The sequence below is a fragment of the uncultured Marinococcus sp. genome, from assembly GCF_947493875.1.
GTDB lineage: Bacteria > Bacillota > Bacilli > Bacillales > Marinococcaceae > Marinococcus.
The window spans coordinates 480,493-503,664 of sequence record NZ_CANLSU010000001.1 but is presented as its reverse complement, the minus strand read 5'-3'; the positions used below and the strand labels follow the sequence as shown (position 1 = coordinate 503,664).

Annotated in this window: 28 protein-coding genes; all 28 read right to left on the bottom strand. The window is 51.4% G+C overall.

Annotated elements, in window-relative coordinates; translation table 11 throughout:
* Window positions 1-155 precede the first annotated feature (155 nt).
* Window positions 156-530 (bottom strand): DUF6115 domain-containing protein, encoded by a 375-nt coding sequence (locus Q0757_RS02520; protein ID WP_298784382.1) that lies wholly within the window; start codon window positions 528-530, stop codon window positions 156-158.
* Between the two features lie 15 nt (window positions 531-545).
* A complete protein-coding gene (locus Q0757_RS02515; RefSeq protein WP_298784380.1) occupies window positions 546-1,319 on the bottom strand; it encodes a FliA/WhiG family RNA polymerase sigma factor in 774 nt (257 codons plus the stop codon).
* A 16-nt stretch (window positions 1,320-1,335) separates the two neighbouring features.
* A complete protein-coding gene (locus Q0757_RS02510; RefSeq protein ID WP_298784378.1) occupies window positions 1,336-1,839 on the bottom strand; it encodes a chemotaxis protein CheD in 504 nt (167 codons plus the stop codon).
* On the bottom strand, window positions 1,836-2,465 hold the full coding sequence (locus Q0757_RS02505; RefSeq protein WP_298784376.1) for a chemotaxis protein CheC: 630 nt from the start codon (window positions 2,463-2,465) through the stop codon (window positions 1,836-1,838). Before Q0757_RS02505 ends, Q0757_RS02510 begins: the two co-directional genes overlap by 4 nt.
* The gene (locus Q0757_RS02500; RefSeq protein WP_298784374.1) at window positions 2,462-3,091 is read right to left on the bottom strand and encodes a CheB methylesterase domain-containing protein; all 630 of its coding nucleotides are present in this window, start codon (window positions 3,089-3,091) and stop codon (window positions 2,462-2,464) included. Before Q0757_RS02500 ends, Q0757_RS02505 begins: the two co-directional genes overlap by 4 nt.
* 16 nt (window positions 3,092-3,107) lie before the next feature.
* Complete coding sequence (locus Q0757_RS02495) at window positions 3,108-3,986, bottom strand: MinD/ParA family protein (protein ID WP_298784372.1); 879 nt, start codon at window positions 3,984-3,986, stop codon at window positions 3,108-3,110.
* Entirely contained in the window at window positions 3,976-5,052 is a 1,077-nt protein-coding gene (locus Q0757_RS02490) for a hypothetical protein (RefSeq protein WP_298784370.1), read from the bottom strand. The genes Q0757_RS02495 and Q0757_RS02490 overlap by 11 nt, the downstream gene beginning before the upstream one ends.
* Complete coding sequence (gene flhA, locus Q0757_RS02485; protein ID WP_298784368.1) at window positions 5,049-7,082, bottom strand: flagellar biosynthesis protein FlhA; 2,034 nt, start codon at window positions 7,080-7,082, stop codon at window positions 5,049-5,051. The genes Q0757_RS02490 and flhA overlap by 4 nt, the downstream gene beginning before the upstream one ends.
* 15 nt (window positions 7,083-7,097) lie before the next feature.
* Window positions 7,098-8,180, bottom strand: coding sequence for a flagellar biosynthesis protein FlhB (gene flhB, locus Q0757_RS02480; RefSeq protein WP_298784366.1), 1,083 nt, complete (start codon window positions 8,178-8,180; stop codon window positions 7,098-7,100).
* Entirely contained in the window at window positions 8,177-8,959 is a 783-nt protein-coding gene (fliR, locus tag Q0757_RS02475) for a flagellar biosynthetic protein FliR (protein ID WP_298784364.1), read from the bottom strand. The genes flhB and fliR overlap by 4 nt, the downstream gene beginning before the upstream one ends.
* Window positions 8,960-8,966: 7 nt before the next feature.
* The gene (gene fliQ / locus Q0757_RS02470) at window positions 8,967-9,236 is read right to left on the bottom strand and encodes a flagellar biosynthesis protein FliQ (protein WP_022792784.1); all 270 of its coding nucleotides are present in this window, start codon (window positions 9,234-9,236) and stop codon (window positions 8,967-8,969) included.
* Between the two features lie 25 nt (window positions 9,237-9,261).
* A complete protein-coding gene (gene fliP / locus Q0757_RS02465) occupies window positions 9,262-9,948 on the bottom strand; it encodes a flagellar type III secretion system pore protein FliP (RefSeq protein WP_298784361.1) in 687 nt (228 codons plus the stop codon).
* Window positions 9,945-10,589 carry a flagellar biosynthetic protein FliO gene (locus Q0757_RS02460; protein WP_298784359.1) on the bottom strand — a complete coding sequence of 215 codons (645 nt, stop codon included), beginning with the start codon at window positions 10,587-10,589 and terminating at the stop codon, window positions 9,945-9,947. Before Q0757_RS02460 ends, fliP begins: the two co-directional genes overlap by 4 nt.
* A 22-nt stretch (window positions 10,590-10,611) precedes the next feature.
* Window positions 10,612-10,974 carry a response regulator gene (locus Q0757_RS02455; protein ID WP_298784357.1) on the bottom strand — a complete coding sequence of 121 codons (363 nt, stop codon included), beginning with the start codon at window positions 10,972-10,974 and terminating at the stop codon, window positions 10,612-10,614.
* Window positions 10,975-10,996: 22 nt separating this feature from the next.
* Window positions 10,997-12,160: a flagellar motor switch phosphatase FliY gene (gene fliY / locus Q0757_RS02450; RefSeq protein ID WP_298784355.1), complete on the bottom strand. Its 1,164-nt coding sequence runs from the start codon at window positions 12,158-12,160 to the stop codon at window positions 10,997-10,999.
* Entirely contained in the window at window positions 12,150-13,148 is a 999-nt protein-coding gene (gene fliM, locus Q0757_RS02445) for a flagellar motor switch protein FliM (RefSeq protein ID WP_298784353.1), read from the bottom strand. The genes fliY and fliM overlap by 11 nt, the downstream gene beginning before the upstream one ends.
* 43 nt (window positions 13,149-13,191) lie before the next feature.
* A complete protein-coding gene (locus Q0757_RS02440; protein ID WP_298784351.1) occupies window positions 13,192-13,647 on the bottom strand; it encodes a flagellar basal body-associated FliL family protein in 456 nt (151 codons plus the stop codon).
* A gap of 3 nt (window positions 13,648-13,650) precedes the next feature.
* Entirely contained in the window at window positions 13,651-13,860 is a 210-nt protein-coding gene (locus Q0757_RS02435) for a flagellar FlbD family protein (RefSeq protein ID WP_298784349.1), read from the bottom strand.
* A gap of 53 nt (window positions 13,861-13,913) precedes the next feature.
* A complete protein-coding gene (flgG, locus tag Q0757_RS02430; RefSeq protein WP_298784347.1) occupies window positions 13,914-14,711 on the bottom strand; it encodes a flagellar basal body rod protein FlgG in 798 nt (265 codons plus the stop codon).
* A gap of 72 nt (window positions 14,712-14,783) precedes the next feature.
* The gene (locus Q0757_RS02425) at window positions 14,784-15,164 is read right to left on the bottom strand and encodes a TIGR02530 family flagellar biosynthesis protein (protein WP_298784345.1); all 381 of its coding nucleotides are present in this window, start codon (window positions 15,162-15,164) and stop codon (window positions 14,784-14,786) included.
* 18 nt (window positions 15,165-15,182) lie between these two features.
* Window positions 15,183-15,665 carry a flagellar hook capping FlgD N-terminal domain-containing protein gene (locus Q0757_RS02420; protein ID WP_298784343.1) on the bottom strand — a complete coding sequence of 161 codons (483 nt, stop codon included), beginning with the start codon at window positions 15,663-15,665 and terminating at the stop codon, window positions 15,183-15,185.
* A 16-nt stretch (window positions 15,666-15,681) separates the two neighbouring features.
* On the bottom strand, window positions 15,682-17,469 hold the full coding sequence (locus Q0757_RS02415; protein ID WP_298784341.1) for a flagellar hook-length control protein FliK: 1,788 nt from the start codon (window positions 17,467-17,469) through the stop codon (window positions 15,682-15,684).
* A 16-nt stretch (window positions 17,470-17,485) separates the two neighbouring features.
* Window positions 17,486-18,040, bottom strand: a complete 555-nt coding sequence (locus Q0757_RS02410; RefSeq protein WP_298784339.1) for a hypothetical protein — start codon at window positions 18,038-18,040, stop codon at window positions 17,486-17,488.
* Window positions 18,033-18,491 carry a flagellar export protein FliJ gene (gene fliJ, locus Q0757_RS02405; RefSeq protein WP_298784337.1) on the bottom strand — a complete coding sequence of 153 codons (459 nt, stop codon included), beginning with the start codon at window positions 18,489-18,491 and terminating at the stop codon, window positions 18,033-18,035. The genes Q0757_RS02410 and fliJ overlap by 8 nt, the downstream gene beginning before the upstream one ends.
* Entirely contained in the window at window positions 18,491-19,807 is a 1,317-nt protein-coding gene (gene fliI / locus Q0757_RS02400) for a flagellar protein export ATPase FliI (protein ID WP_298784336.1), read from the bottom strand. Before fliI ends, fliJ begins: the two co-directional genes overlap by 1 nt.
* Window positions 19,804-20,547 (bottom strand): flagellar assembly protein FliH, encoded by a 744-nt coding sequence (gene fliH, locus Q0757_RS02395; protein WP_298784334.1) that lies wholly within the window; start codon window positions 20,545-20,547, stop codon window positions 19,804-19,806. The genes fliI and fliH overlap by 4 nt, the downstream gene beginning before the upstream one ends.
* Window positions 20,540-21,553 carry a flagellar motor switch protein FliG gene (gene fliG, locus Q0757_RS02390; RefSeq protein WP_298784332.1) on the bottom strand — a complete coding sequence of 338 codons (1,014 nt, stop codon included), beginning with the start codon at window positions 21,551-21,553 and terminating at the stop codon, window positions 20,540-20,542. The genes fliH and fliG overlap by 8 nt, the downstream gene beginning before the upstream one ends.
* A gap of 15 nt (window positions 21,554-21,568) precedes the next feature.
* Complete coding sequence (gene fliF / locus Q0757_RS02385; RefSeq protein WP_298784329.1) at window positions 21,569-23,161, bottom strand: flagellar basal-body MS-ring/collar protein FliF; 1,593 nt, start codon at window positions 23,159-23,161, stop codon at window positions 21,569-21,571.
* Window positions 23,162-23,172 lie beyond the last annotated feature (11 nt).

Genomic DNA, 23,172 nt, shown 5'->3' with positions numbered 1-23,172 from the left:
AAAATAATTCCTCCTTAGGTTTTTTCCACCGCAAGCGTCATGTCTGTACAAAACTTTCCATGCGGAAAGCACCTCTATACAGATCAGCTGTTGCGTGTGTTTTTAACACCAACTCGTAATATACCACACGAGTCTTTAGGACGCAATGCTAAAGCTTATTTTTCCTGCATCTGCAAAAACAGATGCACTTCCCGCTGGCCGATAAACAGGGTCTTTGCAATATCCTTTTCCTTCCATCCTTCTTTATATAACATTATAACACGGTTCATCATCGATTCCTTCGGCGAAGGTTCGTCCACGTCCTGTGCCGGCTCAGCCATTTCCGTTTCTTCCACTGGACTCTCCCGCCCCTCCCACACGCTGCGGAGACGTTCATTGTCGCGTTTCATTTCTTCGGTATAGTAGATTAACAGCTGCTCGATTTCTTTTTTATCATTTTTTAACGCCTGCAGTTCACGCACTGTGAATTGATGCTTTATCCATAAAGCACCGGCAGCCATCAGGGCAAGCAGACTGAATATCAGAGACATAGGCCTTCTCCCTTCTCACGTTTTTTCTTCCGTCTGTTTCAAATACTGGCGCAGACGGAAAAGTGCTTTGGAATGAATTTGTGAAATTCTCGATGTGGACAGCGATAAAATATGGCCGATTTCGGTCAACGTCATTTCCTCCAGGTAAAAAAGGGAGACGACCTTCTGCTCCTTTTCCGGCAGATTTGCTATTGCTTCCCCGAGCTCGTGCAGGGAGGCCTGGTCGGTTAGCATTTCCTCCGGGGACGGAGCGTTATGATCCACAATGGCCCCGCGATACGTTTCATCGCGTTCACCGTCCGGCGTCGCCTCATCCATAGACAGCATATGCACGAAATAGTTTTCGGCGATCACCTTCGATACTTCCGAGGACTTCATGTCCAGCTCTTCGCCTATCTCCCGGTCCGAGACAAAACGTCCCTTTTTTTGTTCGAGCCATTCAGCTGTTTCTTCAATTTTCTTTGTTTTCTCGCGAAGAGAGCGCGGCATCCAGTCTTCCTGCCGGAGACCGTCAATAATCGCTCCGCGGATCCGGAATGAGGCATATGTATCAAATTTCAAATCCCGGGACAGGTCGAATTTTTTCATCGCATCGTACAGGCCCATCAGCCCGTGACTCACAAGATCGTCCCGGTTCACATTTTTAGGAAGCTTCGCTGCGATGCGCTGAACGTGATAATGAACAAGGGGCATATAAATGTCGACTAGTTGGTCGGCCGCCGTATCGTCATAATTATCCAGCCATTTCTCCCAAATCTCCTGATGAGCATGCGCTGTCGATCTACTCATGTCTTCTTCCCCCTGTTCATATTATCGTTGTTTCTCCTCCGGTCAGCTTAATCCGCAGAACTCCTGTGACCACATCGAATTCTATCGTTCTGCCAGTGTGACCCCCTGTTTCCTCTGCTCTGACCGGTACGGACCGCCCGGCAAGTATTTCCTTTGCTGCTTCGACATTTCGTTTTCCAATATGCAGATGATCCGTCTGAAACTGAAACATTCTTGCTCCTCCGGCAAGCTTTGCTTCGAGCGAAGCAATTGGAATACCACGTTCTTCAAAGCCGGCAAACGCCTTTTGCAGGGCCGTATCAGCATATTTCGCCTCGTTAACATGCTGCCCTTTCCGTGCCATCCCAGAGAACGGGAGCATCGCATGAATCAGGCAGGCATATTGGTGGCGGAGCGAATAAATGACAATGCCTACACACGAACCCAGGCCGCTCGTTGAGAGTATATCGCCGTCCGTGCCCCACTTCATATCCGCCATCGCCACTTTTATCTTCGTTTGTTTAATGTCCAAGTTTTTCACTCCCCATCCTCCTGTACTCCGAGGGAGGCAAAAATTTTCGGAAGCGAGTGGGCATCCGGCAGCATAAAAAACCGGCCTGCCATCTGCGAGTGATCCTCCCCTTTTGTCATGTTCGTGTCGATCATGATCGCTTCATCTCCTTCAAGACCAGCTTCGATAAGCCCTTCGCTCAAAAGCGCTCCGATCATGTCAACGGCAGACGACGGAACCGTCGGCATCATGTAAAGACCTGTAAAATCTGAAAGCGCCGATAAATAAGACCCAGCCAGAATATTCGTTAATTCACACACTGCCGACTCAAGCAGCTCCTGTTCATTTTCCGGCGTGTACGGAAGATTCCAGCTTTGTACCAGTGCTCTTCCCACTGCCTGCATCTCCTGTGGCTCAAGCACAAAAAATATGCTGCCGCTGATGTGGCCCGCGATGCGCAGAAAGGTGACCGCCGCTACTTTTTCTTCTCCTCCGGCTGCTTCAAGCAGCTTCGGAAACGGCACCATCTGTACCGACGGCACGCTGATCTGGACCGGCGTTTTCAGAAGGGAGGACAGTGCAGTGGCGGCATTGCCGCCCCCGATGGTTCCGATTTCTTTTAATATATCGAGCTCTACGTCACGTTTATCCATCATTTTACCTCTCCTTCATATACAGTAGTTTGCACCAGCTGGCCGATCCGCTCTCCAATCGCATGGAGCGGGAGGACTTCGTCGATGACACCGGCCTGTACCGCTGCCCGGGGCATCCCGTAGACTACAGCCGTTTCTTCTGATTCAGCGACAGCATAAAGTGCCGTCGCTGCCTGCAGCTTTTTTAATCCGCATGTACCGTCGCTGCCCATGCCCGTTAAAATAACAGCGAGTACCCGCAGGTCTCCTAATTTAAAGAGAGAAGCCAGCAGCAGATCCATCGACGGGTGATAACGGTCACCGGTTTCACTTTCATTCACTGCTGTTATCAGCCGGTTTCCTTTTCGACGGATTTCAAGCTGCCTTCCTCCGGGAGCAATATAAACGGTACCTTTCTGCAGCGCTCCACCGTCTTCGGCTTCCTTAACGCTCCACCTGTAATCCCGGTTCAGCCTGTCCGCAAGTGATCTTGTGAATCCAGACGGCATATGCTGCACAATCACAATCGGCAGCTCCACCTCCTCCGGCATCGAATGGAAAAGCTTCTGCAAAGCTGCAGGTCCGCCTGTGGACGTTCCGATCACCAGCAGGTCCCAGCGGCCCGGTTTCCCGGAAGGTTGAATGTTCATATATTTAGGCTCCGTTCTATGTGCGGGCAGAAGCGAATAACCGCTGCTTCATCCCTGTAATAAAATGCCGGAACGGCTTGCCGTCCGTTTTTGCTGACTGTTCTTTCACCCACAGCCCTGCTGCAATCTGCTTCATGCTCTGGGCCGCCCGGCTGTCAGGATAGGCAATGACAAACGGTGTCTGCTCCATGACTGCCCTGCTTACTTTAGGGTCATTTGGCACCATCGGCAGCACGGTCAGCTGCATGCCGAGAAACCGTTCACTGACTGTCATTAATTTCTGCGCGGCCGCCCGGCCGTCTTTTTTCTGATCCACCCGATTAATGACGGCCGCAAATGGAAAATCACTTTTGTGGGAGCGGATGTATTTCATCATGGCGTAGCCATCCATCAGCGCCGTCGGCTCCGGGGTTGTTACAAGAATTCCGCGCTCGGTCGTCGTAATCAGGTGCATATGGTTTTCGTTCAGCCCTGCTCCCATGTCAAAAATAATAAAATCAAATTCACCTTCAAGCAGCTGCAGCTGTTCGTAAAACCTCAGCTTATGCTCCTCCTCCATATGAAAAATACCGGAAAGACCCGAACCTCCCGCAATCCACTGCACTCCGGACGGGCCGGATTGAATCAATTCAAAAATGCTTTTATTTTCCGTAAACATCTCCTGAAATGGCAGAAGAGGCGTATATCCAAGCAGGATATCCAGGTTGGCCATGCCGGTGTCCATGTCAATCAGCAATACCTCCGCGCCGGATTCCGCCAGGGAGATAGCTACATTCAGGGACACATTGGACTTGCCGACGCCCCCTTTTCCGCTTACGACCGACAGCACTCTCGTCTGCCTGTGACGCCGTTTCTGCATCTGAGTACGCAGACTTTCAGCCTGATCATTTTTCACCAAGTGCCCCCCCTGCTATTTTTGCTGCAAGCCATTTGTTGTCCGCGGGCTCAATGTCCTCCGGCACTTCCTGGCCGGTGGTAACAAAGGACACCCGTAGTGAAAATTCATCAATAATATTCAGAAGTGCCCCAAACGAAGTGGTTTCATCTGTTTTAGTGATAATAACCTCGTTTGATATATAAGGAAGAAATTTTTCAGCGACTTCCTTCATGTCTTTGTATTTAGCCGTCAGCGAGAGCACGAGCACGGTTTTAATCGGTTCGCCCGCCGGAAGCAGCCGCTGCGCTTCTTCCACGGTCTGTTCATGCAGAAAATTTCTTCCTGCCGAATCAATGAACACATAATCATGAGCCCGGGACTGAGCCAATGCTTCCCTGTAATCAGCCTGGTCGTATATAACATGAACCGGTGCTTCCATAATGGAGGCGTACGTATTCAACTGGTCGACTGCTCCCATGCGGAAGGTGTCTGTCGTAAAAAAGGCAATCGATTTTTTTCTTCGGAGCATTTCCCGGGCACCGAGCTTGGCAAGTGTCGTCGTTTTGCCGACGCCAGTCTGGCCGACCAGCTGAACCATCCGGGACATTGCTGCTTCGGCCCGGGGATGCCGGTCCTCCAGCCATTCTCCTATGCAGGCTTCGAGTATGGACACTTCCGGCCGGCTGCCCTTTTCGGCGTACCATTTTTCCATAAACCGGTTCATCAGCTCTTCTTCCACCCGTTCGTTTACTTCCTGTGTCTTTAAGGCAGCGGAAACGGACTGAAAAGGAGCTGGAGCTGAAGCAGGAAGCACGTTTGGCTTTTTATCCGGTACCTCGAAAGTCTTCACCTCTTTTGGCTGAGCCGGCTTTACGGGTTCTGCCGGAGGCGTGCGCTCTTTTTTTCGGGGAGGGGCGTCATCGATCCCTGCATAAACTTCGAGCCTGTCCACGGACTTAAGCCCGAACCATCTTCTGACCTTCACCGGCCGGGAATGCAGAATGACCGCTTCATCTCCGAACTCCTGCCGCACCTTCGCTACCGCTTCCGGCATCGAATCCACTGTAATTTTTTTCATTCTCATTCATTGTTCACCACCCCGACGCTTTGAATTTCGATGGAAGGCTCCAGTTCGTTATAGGATAATACCGGCATCTGCGGAAAGAACCGCTCAATCAGATGGCGCACGTGCATGCGCACAGCCGGCGAACAAAGAATGACCGGTGTCTTTCCGATGTTCATCAGCTGTTCGGCTTCTGCCCCGATCCGCTGCACCATCCGCTGGGACTCGTTTGGATCCATCGCTAAATAATTACCGCTTTCGGTCTGCTGCAGAGCGTCGGCAATTTTCTTTTCAATGCCGCCGCTGAGCGTGACGACCTGAAGCAGCTCTTCCCCGTCAGCGTACTGCTTGGAAATCTGTCTCGACAGGGCCTGCCGTACATACTCTGTCACAATCTCCATGTCCTTGGTCATCGTGCCGTATTCGGCCAGCGCTTCAAAAATGGTTGGCATGTTCCGGATGGATACCCCTTCCCGGAGCAGCTTGGCCAGTACCTTCTGAACATCCCCGATCGTAAGCGTTGAAGGAGTCACTTCTTCGACCAGCGTCGGGTACGTTTCCTTCAGATGATCGATCAGCTGCTTCGTTTCCTCGCGGCCGAGGAGCTCGTGCGCGTGCGTTTTAATAACCTCGGTTAGATGCGTACTCACAACCGACGGCGGGTCCACGACGGTGTAGCCGGCATCTTCGGCAATGTCGCGCTCCTCCTCCGGAATCCAGAGAGCAGGCAGTCCAAAGGCCGGCTCTATCGTTTCGATACCGTCGATTGGCTCTTCAGTACCGGTCCCCATCGCCATGTAATGATCCATGTAAAGCTCACCCCGGGCGATTTCGCTGCCCCGCATGCGCACAACGTACTCTCCCGGCTGCAGCTGGATATTGTCACGAATGCGTATCACCGGCACGACCATCCCGAGCTCGAGTGCCAGCTGGCGCCGGATCATCACAACCCGGTCAAGCAGGTCGCCTCCCTGCTTCGCATCCGCAAGAGGAATGAGGTTGTAGCCGAATTCAAACTCGATCGGGTCTACGTCCAGCAGCTGCATCACGCTGTCCTGCGAACGCAGATCCTCCTCCTGCGCTTCTTCGGTTTCATGCACTGCGGCCTGCTCCTCCTGCAGCACCGTCTGCCTGATGCTAAAGCCAATGGCAGCCATCGCTCCGGCAATGCAGGTGGTTAAAAAGAAGTTAATCGGCGTAAACACGCCCAGTAAAAAGATGGCGCCCGCTGCCACAAACAGCATCGGGGGAAAGGCAAACAGCTGCTTTGTAATATCGTGACCGAGGTTGCCTTCCGAGGCCGCCCGGGTAACGACAATACCGGTTGCTGTAGAAATAAGCAGCGCAGGGATCTGACTGACCAGACCGTCCCCGACGGTAAGGAGCGTAAAGGTGTTCGCAGCAGTGCCGATATCCATTCCGTGCTCAGTCATGCCAATCACAAGACCGAAAATAACGTTAATAATTACGATAACAATCCCTGCGATGGCGTCCCCTTTCACAAACTTACTCGCCCCGTCCATCGAACCGTAGAAGTCCGCTTCCCGTTCGATTTTCTCCCGGCGCGCCTTCGCCTGCTGTTCGGATATAACACCCGCATTCAGGTCGGCATCGATGCTCATCTGTTTTCCCGGCATCGCATCGAGGGTAAAGCGGGCCCCGACTTCTGACACCCGTTCCGCCCCTTTAACGATAACGACAAATTGAATCACTACAAGAATCACAAAAACCACCAGGCCGACAAAGGCACTGCCCTGTACCACAAAGCTTCCGAACGTTTCGATAACGTTGCCTGCTTCGGCGTTGCTTAAGATGGAACGGGTCGTCGAAACGTTCAGCCCGAGCCGAAACAACGTCACAAGCAGAAGCAGCGTGGGAAAGATACTGAATTCAAGCGGCTCCTTTGTGTTCATTGCCACGAGAATAACCAGAAGCGCCAGTGAAATATTGGCCATGATCAGGATATCTAAAATAAATGTCGGCAGCGGGATGATCAGCATAATGACAATCAATATAACGCCCAGCAGCACTGATAGTTCTCTAAATCCCATAGGGTTGCTCCTTTTCTAGCCGTTTTTCCTTTTGATGCGGTACACGTATGCAAGCACCTCAGCTACGGCTTTAAATAAATCTTCAGGTATTTCATCATCAATATCGGACTGGGCATACAGCGCACGGGCGAGCGGTTTGTTTTCCACCATTGGGATGGAATGCTCACCTGCTTTTTCTTTAATTTTACGGGCCAGATGGTCGGCTCCCTTGGCAATCACCTTCGGCGCACCCATCGCGCCTTCTTCATAACGGAGGGCCACCGCAAAGTGTGTCGGGTTCGTAATGACGACGTCTGCTTTCGGTACTTCCTCCATCATCCGCCCCATCGCCATTTCCTGCTGCTTCTGCTTTCGCTTGCCACGGATGAGCGGATCGCCCTCCATGTTTTTCATTTCCTGCTTTACATCGTGCTTGGACATGCGGATCTGCTTTTCATGGTCGTGCTTTTGATAAACATAGTCCGGCAGCGAAAGCACGAGCAGCAGCAGGCTGCCAATCAGCCCCATCAGCCCGGTCAGGCGGGCAATTTCCATAAAGCCGTCACCGACATCCTTTTGCGATAAAAACAGCAGCCGGTCGAGCGACAGCCAGAGAATCGTAAAAACGACCCCGCCGACGAGCGTAATTTTCAAGAGTGCCTTCGCCAGCTCTACAAGCGCCCGGGCCGAAAATATCCGCTTGATGCCGCTGAGCGGGTTAATCTTTTCAAGCTTCATTTTGATCGGTTCGCCCGTGAACAAAAAACCTACCTGCGTAAGCGAGGCTGCCACGCCCGCCACCATGGCCACAAGCATCACCGGCAGAATAATGATAACGGACTGAATCGTAATTTCCTGCAGCATCGCCGGGACACTGGCTTTCGTTATTTCCCACTGCATGTATTCTATGTATGTATGCGTCATTAATGCCTGCAGGTGATTAAATATGGTGCCTCCGTACATGTAGAAGAGTGCGAATACTAAAAACAGGATAATTGCCGTATTCACATCGTTGCTTTTGGGGACCTGGCCTTTCTGCCTGGTGTCCCGGCGCTTTTTGGGAGTGGCCTCCTCTGTTTTTTCCTGTGAAAAAAACTGCAGATCCAGCTTCCACTTCATTCCTGTCCCTCCCCCAAAAGCTCAAGCAGTCCGCGCGAGACGTGAAACATATCCTCGTACAAATACTGAATGGCCAGAAACATACCCGGGATTGCCACCACAAGCAGCGGCAGTCCCGCTGCAATTTTCAGCGGCAGTCCGACGACGAACACGTTCATCTGCGGAACCGCCCTCGCCATAATCCCTAAAGCGAGATCGACCAGAAAGAGCGAGCCGACGAGCGGAAACGCCAGTTGAAAAGCGAGAATAAACATCTGGTTAAAAGCCTCCGCCACGTGCGTAACGACCGCTTCATCACCGAATGCGAGTCCCGTCTGGTCGATCGGCACAAAGCTGTAGCTGTAATAAATGCCGTCGAGCAGCAGATGGTGGCCATTTACCGCCAGAAGCATTAAGAGTGCAAAAGCGTAAAAATAGCCGCCGAACAGTGGGCTTTGGGCACCCGTCTGCGGGTCCACTACGTTTGCCACCAAAAAGCCGAAGGAGATATCAAGAAACATTCCGGCTGTCTGTACCGCATACAGCATAATCGTCGCAATAAGCCCAATCGCAAGCCCGAGCATAACCTCCTTTAGCAAAAGCAGGATATACTCGCCGTCCACCGTCATCAGCGGGGCATCCAGCGCCGGAAAAATAGCCAGAGCAAGAAAAAATGCCAAACCTACTTTAAATTGATTCGGAATAGTCCGATAAGAGAAAAGAGGCATCGTCGTAAAGAAAGCGAGCACTCGCACAAGCACCAGGGAAAAAGCCGGGAGCTGCTCTATTATTGCTTCCATCGTCTGTTCATCCGATGAACTGCTGCGCGTGGTACCAGAGGTTTCTCGTATACTCCACCAGCTGCGTCAGCATCCATGGGCCGAGCACGAGCATGGCGGCCAAGACGCCAAGAATCTTTGGTATAAACGCGAGTGTCTGCTCCTGGATCTGGGTAGTCGCCTGAAATATGGCAACACCAAAGCCGAGTACGAGCGCAATGACAAGCAGCGGCCCTGCAATTAAAAAAACCATCCATATTCCCTGTTGTGCGATCTGCATTACCTGTTCTGCTGACATACATTTCTTCCTTTCTTCGTCCCGGCTAGGTGTAGCTGAGGAGCAGCGACTCCACAATCAGGTACCATCCGTCCACGAGGACAAACAGTAAAATTTTAAACGGCAGACTGATCATGACAGGCGGAAGCATCATCATGCCCATACTCATCAGTACACTTGCCACAATCATGTCAATAACAAGAAAAGGCACAAAAATGAGAAACCCCATCTGAAAGGCTGTTTTCAGCTCACTGATGGCAAACGCCGGCACGAGCGATGTGAGCGGAATATCCTCGACCGACTCCGGCCGTTCTTCCCCCGCGTAATCCATAAACAGTGCCAGGTCTTTTTCCCGTGTGTACCGGGACATAAATTCCTTCATCGGTCCGACCGCTTCTGTCAGTGCTTCGTTCTGGTCGATTTCTCCTGCCATCAGAGGACTGAATGCCTGCTCGTTTACTTCCGAGAGCGTCGGCGCCATGATGAAGAAGGTTAAAAATAAGGCAAGGCCGATAAGCACCTGGTTGGGAGGAGTCTGCTGCGTTGCAAGACCCATCCGCACAAAGCTCAGCACGACCACGATTCTGGTAAAGCAGGTCATCAGCACTAAAATACCGGGAGCAAGCGACAATACAGTAAGCAGCAGCACAAGCTGCACCGACGTTGCCGCTCCTTCCCCGCCACCCTCGAACAGGCCGCTGAAATCAAGCGCCGGAAGAGCACTAATAATCATCGCTGTTCCTCCTTCGCTTCCATCCGCTTATCGGATGCTTCCGGATGCTTCGCTCCGCGTGCTGTTTTCAGCCGTTCTTCGAGCACCGATTGAAAGGACTGGCTGCTTCCTTCCTCCGTGTTTCCCCGTGTTTTCCATTTTTCCAGCAACGACGGAACGCCTGTATATGTATTCTGTTCCCGGGCAGTAATCCGCTCCTGCTCCTCTTTATCCTCAATCTCCTGAAGCAGCGAAATCGTATCCCCCACTCCGACAACAAGCATTTTATCCCCGACTTTAACCACCTGAATCGATTTGTTCTGTCCAAGCCCGATACCGCCAATGCTTTGAATCGAGCGGGTTGACTGGTACCTGCTTGTTTTTTTGTTGATGAATTTCAGCAGCCAGAACAGCAGACCGAGAACGACTGCAAGTGCTCCTATCATCTTTACAAAGTTCAGCCACAGGTTTCCATTATCCATTGCTGCCGGCGCGGTCTCATCGCCTGCCGGAGCTTCTTCATTTCCGGCTGCCGGCTCCTCCTGGTTTTCCTGCGGATTCAGGGACTCATTGACAGTAGTGCTGGCAAACGCTGTGTCAGCGCCCGCCAAAAGAATTGCTGCCATCATTACACCTATGAATACTGCATATTTCCAATTCATTTTCTTCCCCCGCGGCAGGCCATCAGCCCAGCGTTTTATTGATTGCTTCAAGTACACGGTCTGCCTGAAATGGTTTAACGATGAAATCTTTTGCCCCCGCCTGAATCGCATCGATCACCATCGACTGCTGGCCCATGGCTGAACACATGATTACCTTGGCATTCGGATCCGCCGCCTTAATTTCCTTCAGTGCTTCAATTCCGTCTTTATCAGGCATCGTAATATCAAGCGTGACCAGATCCGGCGACGTTTCCTGAAATTTTTGCACTGCTTCGTTTCCGTCCTTTGCCTCCCCTACTACGTTAAAACCGTTCTTTTCCAGGATATCTTTAATCATCATCCGCATGAACGCGGCGTCGTCTACTACTAAAACTGAATATGCCATGTGTTCCACTCCCTGTTTGTCATTATTTTAATTGTGCAACCCGTTCTCTCGGACTTAGAATTTCCGTAATACGAACACCAAAATTTTCATCGATGACGACTACTTCCCCTTTAGCCACAGGCTTTTGGTTCACCAGTACATCAACGGGCTCGCCGGCAAGCTTATCAAGCTCGACCACAGAGCCCTGGGACAGCGATAAAATATCCTTGATCGACTGCCGGGACCTGCCCAGCTCCACCGTTACATCAAGCGATATATCCATCAGCATATCCAGGTTCCCGCCGCCGTCACTGTACCTGTGTGCAGGCTCCTCAAGCTCGGAAAAGGCGGCTCCGCTTACTGTTGGAGCTGCTTGCGGCTCCGGAGCGTATGCTCTCTCGGCCCTCGTTTCCTTCCGTGCGGAAGGCCCCGGGGCAGGCTGCTTTTGTTCAGGCTGCGCTGCTTCAGCATTTGCCCCAAGCAGCTCCTCCACCATTTTTTTCGCAAACCTAAGTGGTATGAGCTGCATAATGTAGGAGTCCATCAGTTCCCCTATCTGGATTCGAAACGCCACCTGAACAACTGTGTCTTCATCAGGGATGTAGCGGGCCGACTCTTCTTCTTCGAGATTCATAATATTGACTCCCGGAGGAGAAATATCCACCCGTTTGTTAAAAATTGTACTCATCGATGTTGATGCTGAACCCATCATCTGGTTCATGGCTTCCTGGACCGCGCTTTGCTGCATTTCGTCAATATTGTCAGCTTCATCGACTTCACCGTCGCCGCCCATCATCAGATTCGCGATAATGCTTGCGTCCGTCATACTGATCACAAACAAATTGGTGCCTTCAAACCCTCGCGTATATTCTACATTTACAGCTACGTGCGGACGTGGAAAGGACTTTTCCACCATCTCGGTCGATACTGCTTTTACGCCCGGAATAGTAATGCTTACTTTTTGGTTCAGCAGGCTCGACAGGGCGGTTGCTGCGCTGCTGAAGCTGATGTTGCCGATTTCGCCGAGCGTGTCTTTTTCTTCACTGGAAAGCAGATGATCAAGCCCTGTCTCTTCCGAGTTAGAGGCAGTTTCTTTAGCCGCCGCCTCACCGGAGGAATCGCCGCTGCTGTCATCATCATCGTCGGCGCCGACGTTTTTCAGCAACTCGTTAATTTCGTCCTGTGAAAGCATATCGTCATTGCTCATGCTGTTCTTCTCCCTCCTCTATTTTTTCTAGAATCTGTACAGCCATATGGCTGCGCTTTTTCCCGGGCTGAGCCGTGAATTTCTTTCTGCTTCCTACATGCACCTCGAGTGGGTCATGGATGTGCTGCTTGAGCGTTAAAACATCGCCACGCTCCATATGTAAAAGTTCTTCGATAGTGATAGAAGAAGTGCCGAGAATCGCCTGCAGGGAAATGTTCCCCTGCAGCAGCCACTCGTTCAAATGCTTGACTTCCTGCTGATCCCGCTCTTTTACTTTCGTCTGCATCCAGTAGTGGGTGGTAAGCTTGGGCAGTATCTCTTCAAGCACCATATGCGGCAGGCACAGATTAATCATCCCGGACGTCTCTCCAATTGTTGTGGTCAAAGAAATAACCACTACAGTTTCGTTTGGAGAAACCATCTGGAGAAACTGCGGATTGACTTCAATTTCGGAGCCTATCGTTTCAATGCTGAGCACTGATTCCCAGGCGCTCTGAAAGGATTCGAGAATCATCTGCATAAATGAGCTTAAAAGCTTTGTTTCAATTTCCGTCAGCTTTTCCACCTTGTTCATGCTCTGGCCCTGGCCTCCGAGCAGCCGGTCAAGCATGGCGTATCCGACGTGCGGATTAACCTCCATAAGCATCCGCCCTTCAAGCGGCGGCGCTTCGAATACATTCAGCAGTGTCATTTTAGGAATCGAGCGTATAAATTCATCGTAGGGCACCTGATCCACGGAGGCTACGCTGATATCCACAAAGGAGCGCAGCTGTCCTGAAAGCGCCGTGGTAAGAATCCTGGCAAAATTTTCATGAATTCTCGACAGGCCCCGGATCTGTTCTTTGGAAAAACGCAGTGCGCGTTTAAAATCGTACGACCGGACCTTGCGTTCATTTTCTTCCTTTTTTAACTGCTCACCGTCCATTTCTCCGGTAGACAAACCGGACAAAAGGGCATCTATTTCATGCTGGGATAGTACATCTGACAAGAGGTTTTCACCTCCCTTTCTCTTCTCTCTGGCGGCTCCTGGATTATTGAATGACACGTTCGGTCGTGTAGACCCGCTGTACTTTCCCTTCAGTCATAACCTCATTCACTTTTTCCTTGATTCGTTCTTCCATTCTGGTAGTGCCTTCCGAGCCTTCAATGTCTGCGGGTTCGAGCTGGGCCAGCTCATGGATGATAATATTGTTGATCTGATAGTCCCGCTGCTCCAGTTCTTCCCGGGCTTTTTCATTATCGGCCTGCAGACTGAACATCGTTTTAATATAGCGATCGTTGCCTTTAAGGTTGGTCGTCATTTCATCCATATCCCACGTAAGCTCCCGCAGTTCTTCGGCGCTTAATTCCTCTGCCTTTTCTTCACTGCCTTCTGCCTGTTCAGATGAGGAGCCGAGAAACTGATACACAGCCGCCGCCGCACCGGCAATAAGTACAAGGGTCAAAAGCATAACCATCATCACTTTTCCTGCTTTGCTTTTTAACATAGCTTAAGCGTCCTCCCCCTTTCGACCGGCCGGCATCCAAGACCGACGGTAAAACCGTTCGGCAAGCTCCATCACTTCACTGATGTTTTCCCTCACCACAATCTTATTGCCGTTTAACAGCGTAATCGTAGTGTCTGGCGCTGCTTCGACCTGCTCGATCAGTGTAGTGTTCAGCACGAACGGGCGTCCGTTTAATTTTGTTAATTCCATCATAATTAATTGAGGGGCAGCGCTGCGCCCCTGTCTCCCCCGATTTCATTCATTAGTTACCGTTTGATGTTGAGCAGCTCCTGCAGCACTTCATCTGCTGTCGTAATACCACGCGTATTCGCCTGGAACCCGCGCTGGGCGGTGATCATTTCCGTAAACTCCTCGGAAAGGTCAACGTTGGACATTTCAAGGGCACCAGCTACAATTTCCCCAGCTCCGTTTTCACCTGGAACGATATTGTTAGCATCGCCCGAATTTAATGACGGACGGTAAACGTTTCCGCCTGATTTTTCAAGTCCTCCCGGGTTTGCAAATGTAGCCATACCGATTTGAGCCACTGTTTCTGTTACATTGTTCTCATCGACAATATTAACGTTGCCCACATCATCGATACTGAAGCTTCGCGCTTCCTGATCAATATTAATAGTGCCTCCATCTGTGTTTAACACATATAGCCCTTCAGCGTTCACCATGTCTCCATTATCATCAAGATAGAAGTTACCAGCTCTTGTGTAGCTCTCTCCCTCTTCGGTAGGATTCTGCAGGCGGAAATACCCGGATCCGGAAATAGCCAGATCGAGTTCACGGCCGGTATTTTGCAGACTACCCTGCGTATCAACCGTATCAATACTGCCCATTTCGCTTCCGATTCCCACTTGTTTTGCGTTCACACCGCCACGTCCACCTTCAGCTGCTGCAGCTGATCCGGTCTGCTGGCTCATCATATCCTGAAATGTCGGGCGTCCTTTTTTAAACCCCTGGGTATTGACGTTTGCGATATTGTTGCTGATAACGTCCAGTTTCTGCTGAAAGTTCTTCATTCCTGCGATTCCTGAATACATAGAGCGTAGCATCGTATTCCTCCTTTGGTTTAAGCGGGTCCCGTCTGTCTGTCGGGGGCCCAGGCCTCCTTGCGGTCAAGCCTTTTACATAAATATAACGCCGTCAATATTAGTGAATGTATGGTTTGCTGCTTCCTGCTTTGACATTGCTGTAATAATAGTCCGGTTCTCTGCGTTTACCACCAGTGCCGCTTCCGGGAATACCACGACGGATTCTTTGACGCCTTTTTCCGCTGCCTCACCTAGCTTCACCTGCATCTGCTCCCAGTCCGCGCTTTTAATATGAACATTTCTTTCTTCCATTCGTTTGGCAGCGTGCTTGCTGATTTTGACATCCGGGACTTTCAGCTCGTTCTGCAGCAGCGTGGCAAATGAGCCGTCCTGCTGTTTTTCCGGTCGCGGGGTGTTGGCTGTACTAGACGGAACCGGCATTCTGGCATAGTTGTGCACCTTTGAATAATCCATGCTGTTCCTTCCTCCGTATCAGCTTTCCTCTGAAGTCGCCTCGTCTTCCCCGATGTTCACCACCTGCCTGCCATCAATCCAGCGGCCGGAGTCAAGCTCAACCATTATGTTTCCCTGCGTGTCTTTTTTCACCGACATAATTTCGTTGCGGCCTGTCTGCACATCTTCATTTGGAGTATTCGCGTTTACGAGCGTCTGCCATGTTACATCCTGGCCGATCAAACCGCTCAGCTGCATCAGGGCGTCCTGCGCCATAAATTGTGTCGACTGCTCCATCGATTTATTCATATTGTTCATCTGTTCAAGCGTACTGAAGTTGGCAATCTGTGAGACGTATTCGGTATCATTCATCGGCTCAAGCGGATTCTGGTTCTGCAGTTGGGTAATGAGCAGCTTTAAAAAATCATCTTTATCCATATTGCCGTTACTGTTTTCAGCGGCAAAGGGGGTTTTGGTGTTCGAAGCGCTGTTCAGCTGCATATTATCTGTAATCGTACTCACCGTATGTTCACCTCCTTTAAATTCGTTCGTTGACTGAAAGCTGCTGTAAAATATCTTCAAACGAGCGTTCTTCCTCTTCTGAAGAATCCTCCTGGACATTTAACGTTTCCGGCTGTTCTTCAGGGTCTTCTTTCTGTTCCTCTTCTTTATAGAAGTCCGGGTGCTCGGCTACCTCGATGCGTTCCACCTGAAGGTTCTGCTGGAGGAAGGAATGTCTCAGCTGATGGATGCTGCCTTCCACAAGCTCCTGCGCCCCTTTGGAGGTTGTAATCAGCTGGGCGGTCCATTGTCCTTCGATTTTCGTAAGCTTCACATCGAGCCTGCCCAGATGTTCAGGGTGAAGACGAATCGTATAGGAGGCCCCGTTTTTCAGCTGGGCGGCGTTCATAGTGCCAAGCGTCTGCTGAAACTGCTTTAAAAATTCGGCCTGTCGCTGATTTCCTTCAGATGCCGGCGGGATCCGGATCACAAGCGGCGTGTCCGGCTGAAGCGTTCTCGCCTCTCCCGAGCCAGCTGCTGGCGCTGGGGAAGCTGAAGCATTCCCTCCTTCGCCGCGGATGCTCTGAAGAATCTGCTCAAGCTGCTCAGCAAAAGCTTCGCTCTTACTGTCCTTTGCTGTTAAAGACAATGGCAGCTGCTTTTTCACCAGAGCTGAAAGGTTTTGGATAAACGCCGTCAGCTGCTTTTCCGGCTGTTCTCCAGCGGACGGCTGAAGCGCTTTAGGTACCCAGTTGCCTGCCTGTTCCCGTCCACTGAGATATTTCTGCCACTGCTGCAGGTCGTGTTTTACCGCCTGGGCGGCGTCATCTGCAGACGGTTCCTTCCCGGCTGCAGGGCTCATCCACCCAGCAGGCATCTGCGGCAGCCACTGGGGACGCGGATCTGCACTGCGTTCGGCTTCTTGATGCTGCTTCAGGTATGAAATAAGCTGCCGCACTTGCGGAGGTTTTTCTGGAAACAAAATCTCCAGCTTTTCAATTCGGGATATTACTTTTTGAGATGCGTTCCGCTCCGGCTGAATATCTCCCGTTTTATCCTTCATTCCATTTCCCTGCACCAGAGCTTCGGCAGCTACTGCTGCAGCGATAAGAGCAGCTTCCGGTCGGGCTTTTCCTGAGCTTTCTGGTAAAACTTTTGAAAGCAGTTCAGTCAGCTCACTCAATTGGTTCGTAAAAAGTTCTGCCGCCTTTTCCTCTCCCGCCAGAGCTTTAGAAAGCAGCGGCCCAGCGGCCTTCTGCAGCTTTACTGCTGCCGTCTGTATCGCCTGCTTTTCGCTGGGAGCAAGGTCATTAAACCGGGCCGCCAGCTGCTCAGGCACAGGCAGTTCTGATTTCACTTCCCGCTCTTCATTGGTGCTCCCCAGGGATTCAGGCTTCACTTCACCCGGTCCGGCATGTATGTCTGCCGATACTTCTGCATGTGGGGAATGCAGGGCAGCGGCAAGCTTCGTGAACACATTATCCTTTTCCTTGGGCATTTCTTCGAGCGTATCTCCCGGTACTGCTGTCCTGCCGCCCTGCTCCTCAAGTATGAGCTCTGCAATATACATCACTGCTTCTTCAAGCTCCGGATACTGCTTCATCAGGGCGTTGATTGCTTCGGGATGCGAGTCGATCGCTTCCATTATTTGTTCAGCTGAAGGCAGGGCGTTTCCCGGCCCTTTTTCCTCTGCCGGTTGTCTTTCCGCAAGCGCAGCTGCTCCTGCGAATAACGCTGCAAAAGCTGATGAACTGCTTCCTGCCTGCCCGGACAAAGGCGCGCCGGTCAACTGGGCCGGTGACCGGCCGGTGATTGCTGTTTCCATAGCCTCCTCCTTTCTTCTACTGCTCCAGGTCAAGGCCTTCAATTCCCGAAACAACGGAAGCAGCAAGCTCCTCATCCATTTCTTCGAGTATGGCGGCCTGTTCCTCCGGCTGCAGTGAATACAGCTGCTGAACAATGACTTCTGTTTCCTGCTGTCCGAGCACCGCTGCCGCAGTCGCCGGTTTCATTTCCCCGTATATTTTCTGGACTGAACCGGTATTCCCACTGCTTTCTTCTTCTTCACTATTCTCTTCTGATTCTGTTTCAAGCGTCAGCTCCTCAAGCTCTTCTTCCACGCTGCGCAGCTCCTGCTCCCGTTCATCAAGCCGCTGCTGCAGTTCGACGATTTCTTCTTCCTTGGCTTCAAGCTCTTCACCGGAGGCCCCGGCGTCATCTGCACTTTCCTCGCTGCCAATGACCGACTTCACTACGTCCTGGCCGAGCTGAGTGACGTTTATGCCCATAAAGGACATAACAGCCACCGAAAGCACGACGGCGAAAAGAAGCGGAATAAGAAACAGCATGAAAAACCATTGAAAAAAACCGCCTTTTTTCTTTTCTTTTTTAGCCATAATGCTGCACCGTCTGCTTCTGAAGATACATCTGTACGGCCGTGTCATCCATGGCCATACGCTCGCTCCGCTTTATTTTTTCCACATGTTTTGCTTCTTCTTTTTCCTTCATCAGTTCAAGCTTCCGGTTTTCGCGCCATGCTTCCTGCATCGCTTTCTCTTCACGCTGCATCATCCATCTGGCCTTACTCACCGCTTCTTCGAGAACGATTGCTTCCCGCTCATACATATGCAGCATTTTTTCCTGCTGGCGAAGCTCCCGGACTGTCACTCCCCGGGTCATTTTCTCCCGGTTTATATCCTCTGCGTGCTCTTTGGAACGAAGCATTTCATACAGGGCGCCGGCTTTCTGTTCAAACTGGTCCACTGCTTCATTATAGGATTTTACTTTTTGGTCTTTTTCGCGGTCCCTCAGCTGCAGCAGCTGTTCTAAAGAAAATTGGTAGGACATCAGGATGCTCCTTTCTCCATAACATTTTGCAGCCTTTGCAGCGTCTGTTCCATCGTGGATGCTTCCATCGGCCGCTGCTGGATAAGCGCTTCAACAGCAGCTAATTTTTCCAGTGCCTCATCGGTTTCCCGGGAGCTGCCTTTGCGGTAGGCACCGATTCGTATAAGGTCCTCCGCTTCCCGGTAAGCTGCAAGCCAGCCCTTCACCTTTGAAGCCGCCTCCTGATGGGCTTCATTCGTAATTTCTGACATTACCCGGCTGACGCTTTGAAGCACGTCAATGGCCGGAAAATGATTTTTATTGGCAAGTGACCGTTCAAGAACAAAGTGGCCGTCAAGAATACCGCGTACGGCATCGGCAATCGGCTCATTCATGTCATCCCCGTCAACAAGCACGGTATAAAAAGCAGTAATTGAACCTTCTTTACTTGTCCCCGTCCGCTCAAGCAGTCCCGGCAGTAGGGCAAAAACTGAGGGCGGATAGCCCTTGGTTGTCGGAGGTTCGCCGATCGCAAGGCCAATTTCTCTTCTAGCCATCGCAAACCGGGTGATGGAATCCATCATGAAATTGACCTTTTTTCCTTTGGAGCGAAAATATTCGGCAATGGCAGTCGCCGTGTAGGCACCCTGGATCCGCATCGAGGCCGGCTGATCCGAGGTTGCCACCACCAGCACCGACTTGGCCATGCCTTCTTCCCCGAGGTCGCGTTCGATAAAGTCGCGCACCTCACGCCCGCGCTCCCCGATAAGGGCGATAATGTTAATATCGGCTTCTGTGTAGCGTGTGATCATCGAAAGCAGGGTGCTTTTTCCGACACCACTTCCGGCAAAGATACCTATACGCTGGCCCTCGCCCATCGTGAGCAGACTGTCAATTACTCTCACACCCGTTGGCATAACGTTTGTAATTCTCGGCCGGTCAAGCGGCGCCGGCGGGGCTGCATCCGAAGAAACGCTGACCAGCCCTTCCGGAAGCTTTTGATGATCAATCGGTTCTCCCATACCGTTTAACACACGTCCGATAAGGCCAGCCCCTGCCTTGATTTTCAGTGGTTTTCCGGTGGCTTCGACTGTGCACCCCGGGCTGATATTTTTTAATGACTCAAGCGGCATGAGCAGCACGTATTCCTGTCGGAAACCAACTACTTCAGCGGCCGTGGAGGCGTCGGTTCCGACACCGTATATGTAGCAGATATCACCGACGTTTGTTTTCGGGCCGCGCGACTCCACCATTAATCCAATCACCCGCTCCACACTTCCGTAAGAACGATACAGAGACATCTGTTTCATTTGTTTTGCTGCGTGCTCTGCTCTCATACCGGCATGCCTTCTTTCACGACAGCCTGCAGCTGTTTTTTCAATTCCTGGAGCTGGGTATCCAGGGAAACGTCGAGTTTTCCAAAATCCGTTTCGAGCACGCACTGCCGCTCTTTCATCTGCGTATCCGGATAAATGGTCACCTTCTGGTCGCTTCCCGCCGCACTCTGCAGCTCCTCTTTGTACATTCGCACATCTTCATAGTCACCGGCGCTGACGAGCACACGGATATTGCCCTGCTCGCGCAGGGAGCTGACTGCAGTCGAGAGCTGCATCCGCCAGTGTTCATCCGGCAGCCATTCCGGGCCAAGCATTTTTTCAAGTGCCTGCACCGCGATATCGACCACCGTCGGTTCGGCTTCATTCAGGCGTTCGTGAAAAGCCTGTTCCGCAGACTCTATGATCCGCCCGGCGTGGCTAATCTGTTCCTGCCACGCTTCGAATCCTTTCTCCTCCCCGCTCTTAAAACCTTCTTCGTATCCTTGTTGTTTGGCTTCCTCAGCCCATGCAGCGATACGGTTTTGAGCCTCAATTTCTTCCTGTCTGATTTTTTCCTGTGTTTCCTTCCAAGCCTGTTCGGCCTGCTCGTGCAGCCGAGCGGCCTGTTCCTTTAACTGTTCGGCCCGGCGCTGCTTGAGAAAATGCTCGTCTGCCTGAGGGGGTGTTTCTTCATACACGATTTTTCTCGGCGCTATGGTTCGATGCTCTGCGCTGAGGTGCGTGCGAAATACGTTAGACAATGACATCATCTCCTCCGCCGCGGGCAATTACAATTTCCCCCGTTTCTTCGAGTCTGCGGATAATACCGACAATTCTCGACTGGGCTTCTTCGACATCACGCAGCCGTACCGGGCCCATGAATTCCATTTCTTCCTGGAATGTTTCGGCCATCCGCTGGGACATGTTCTGGAAAACGACTTCTTTCACCTGCTCACTGGCTACCTTCAGCGCAAGCTGAAGGTCATCGTTATTGACGTCGCGCACCACCCGCTGAATCGAGCGGTTATCAAGCGCCACAACGTCTTCAAATACAAACATGCGCTTTTTGATTTCCTCGGCCAGCTCCGGGTCCTCCTGCTCCAGAGATTCAAGGATAATTTTTTCCGTGCTCCGGTCCACGCCGTTCAGCACCTCCACGACGGATTCAATACCCCCTGCTTCGGTGTAGTCCTGGGTGACGGAGGTGGAAAGCTTTTGCTCGAGCACTGCCTCCACTTCGCTTACGATCTCGGGCGAGGTCCGGTCCATTTTCGCAATACGCCGGGCCACATCGGTCTGCTGGATCTCAGGCAGCTCCGATAAAATCTGACCGGCCTGCCCCGGCTCTAAGTAGGAAAGCACAAGAGCGATGGTCTGCGGATGCTCATTTTGAATGAAGTTCAGCACCTGGGAAGGCTCAGCTTTACGGGCAAAATCAAACGGCTTTACCTGCAGAGATGACGTAAGACGATTGATCATATGCATCGCTTCCTCTTCTCCAAGCGCTTTTTCAAGCACGCTTTTAGCGTATCCGATGCCTCCCTGGGAAATGTAATCCTGGGCAATCGCTATTTGATGAAATTCATTCATCACTTCTTCTTTTTTTGAGCTTTCTACTTTTCGGACGTTGGCAATTTCAAGCGTCAGCTTTTCAATTTCTTCTTCCCGGAGATGTTTATATACTTCGGCTGAAACGTCCGGGCCCAATGAAATCAGCAGTACAGCTGCTTTTTGTTTACCAGTCAGCGTTTCTTTTCTTTTCTGCAATTGCTGCTCCCCCTTTTAATCATCGGACAGCCAGGAACGAAGCAGCTTTGAAAATTCCTCCGGCTTTTCTTTTGCTAGCTTCTCGAGCTGGTTTCGTTTCATTTCTTCCTCGGTCATTTCCCGGCTGCTTTCCAGGTCCGGGATATCACGCTGTTCAAATTCTGCAGCCTGAAAGGTTTCTTCCTTGGCTTCTGCCGGCTTTTTCCGCCGGACGAGCCATACCACTAACAGGATAAGGCCAACAGCTCCGATCGCCATTAACGCATACGCCCACCACGGCAGACCGCCCGCTTCCTGATCGATCTCTTCTGCGCCGAGGAAGGTCTGGGAGGAAATAGAGACTTTTTCTTCCACATCCATTTCTTCGCCTTCCACTTCAAGATATTCCTTATCAATGCTCGTACTGATGACTGTCTCAAGCATCGCCTGCATATTATCCATCGTTTCCGGTTCTAAAGAATTTGGATCTTCCGGATCCGGTGGCTCCACCATCACCTGAATACCGAGGTCGCGCAGCTTGTACGGACTTTCCTGAATCTCTTTATGTATACGATTCACTTCGTAGTTGATTCGCTCCTCGGTCCGCTCGGAGTCACCGGCTGCTTCAGTACCGGCCGGGTAGTTGGCTACGTCCTCCTCCCCGGCTCCTGCTTCCCCTTCTTCGACTGGATCCACGCCCTCATAGGCTTCAGCCACTTCTTCGGCACTAACGGCAATGCCTTCCATTGTCTCTTCATCCACCGGTTCCACCAGGTCTTCTTCCCGGTTTTCCTTCGTAAAGTCGATATCTGTCGTTACCGATACCATCACTTTATTTTGCCCGGCCACGGTACCAAGCATTTGCTGGACTTCCCGGCGGATATCCTTTTCGATGTCCTGCTGAACCGCACGCTGGTCCTCATATTGATCCATCGCTGAGCCGGACGCCCCGTTTTCTTCATATGTATAATAGTTCATGCTCGTATCACTGATATCAATGTTTTCCACCGGCAGATCAGGTACGCTTTTGGATACCAGGTTGTACAGGGTTTTCACCTGCTCCTGATCCAGCTCCCCGGTACCGCTCAAATCAACGGTCACCGATGCAGTAGCTGCTTCGGCCTCCTCGGCCACCCATGTGGCTTCCTCCGGCATATTGATCATTACATCAGTGCTTTCCACCGCGTCCATGTTGGAAATCAGCGCCTCAAGCTCGGTCTGGAGCGCCGCCCGCTCCATAACGGAAAATTCGTTGTCCGTCATTCCGAAGCCGGTCTGATCTTCAATAAAGCTGTAGTCAATCGCTCCGTCCTGCGGAAGTCCCTCAGCCGCCAGATCCACCTTTAATGCGTCCACCTGCTCCTTTGGCACACTGATGGTGGTCCCTTCATTTGATATTTCATATTTCACCCCGCGGGTGTCCAGTGTCTCTTTGATGCTTCCTGCTGTTTCCGGTGCCAGGTCGGTGTAAAGAGGCTCAAAGTTTGTCCGCGAAAACAGCAGTATGCTGATGAGGAGAAAAAGAAAGATCGCCGTCGTGCCAAAAATATATATTCTTTTTTGTTTTTTACTGCGGCTGCCCCAATACGTTTTTGCCTTTTGGCTGTACTCTTTCCATTTTTCTTTCATAACTCCGCTTC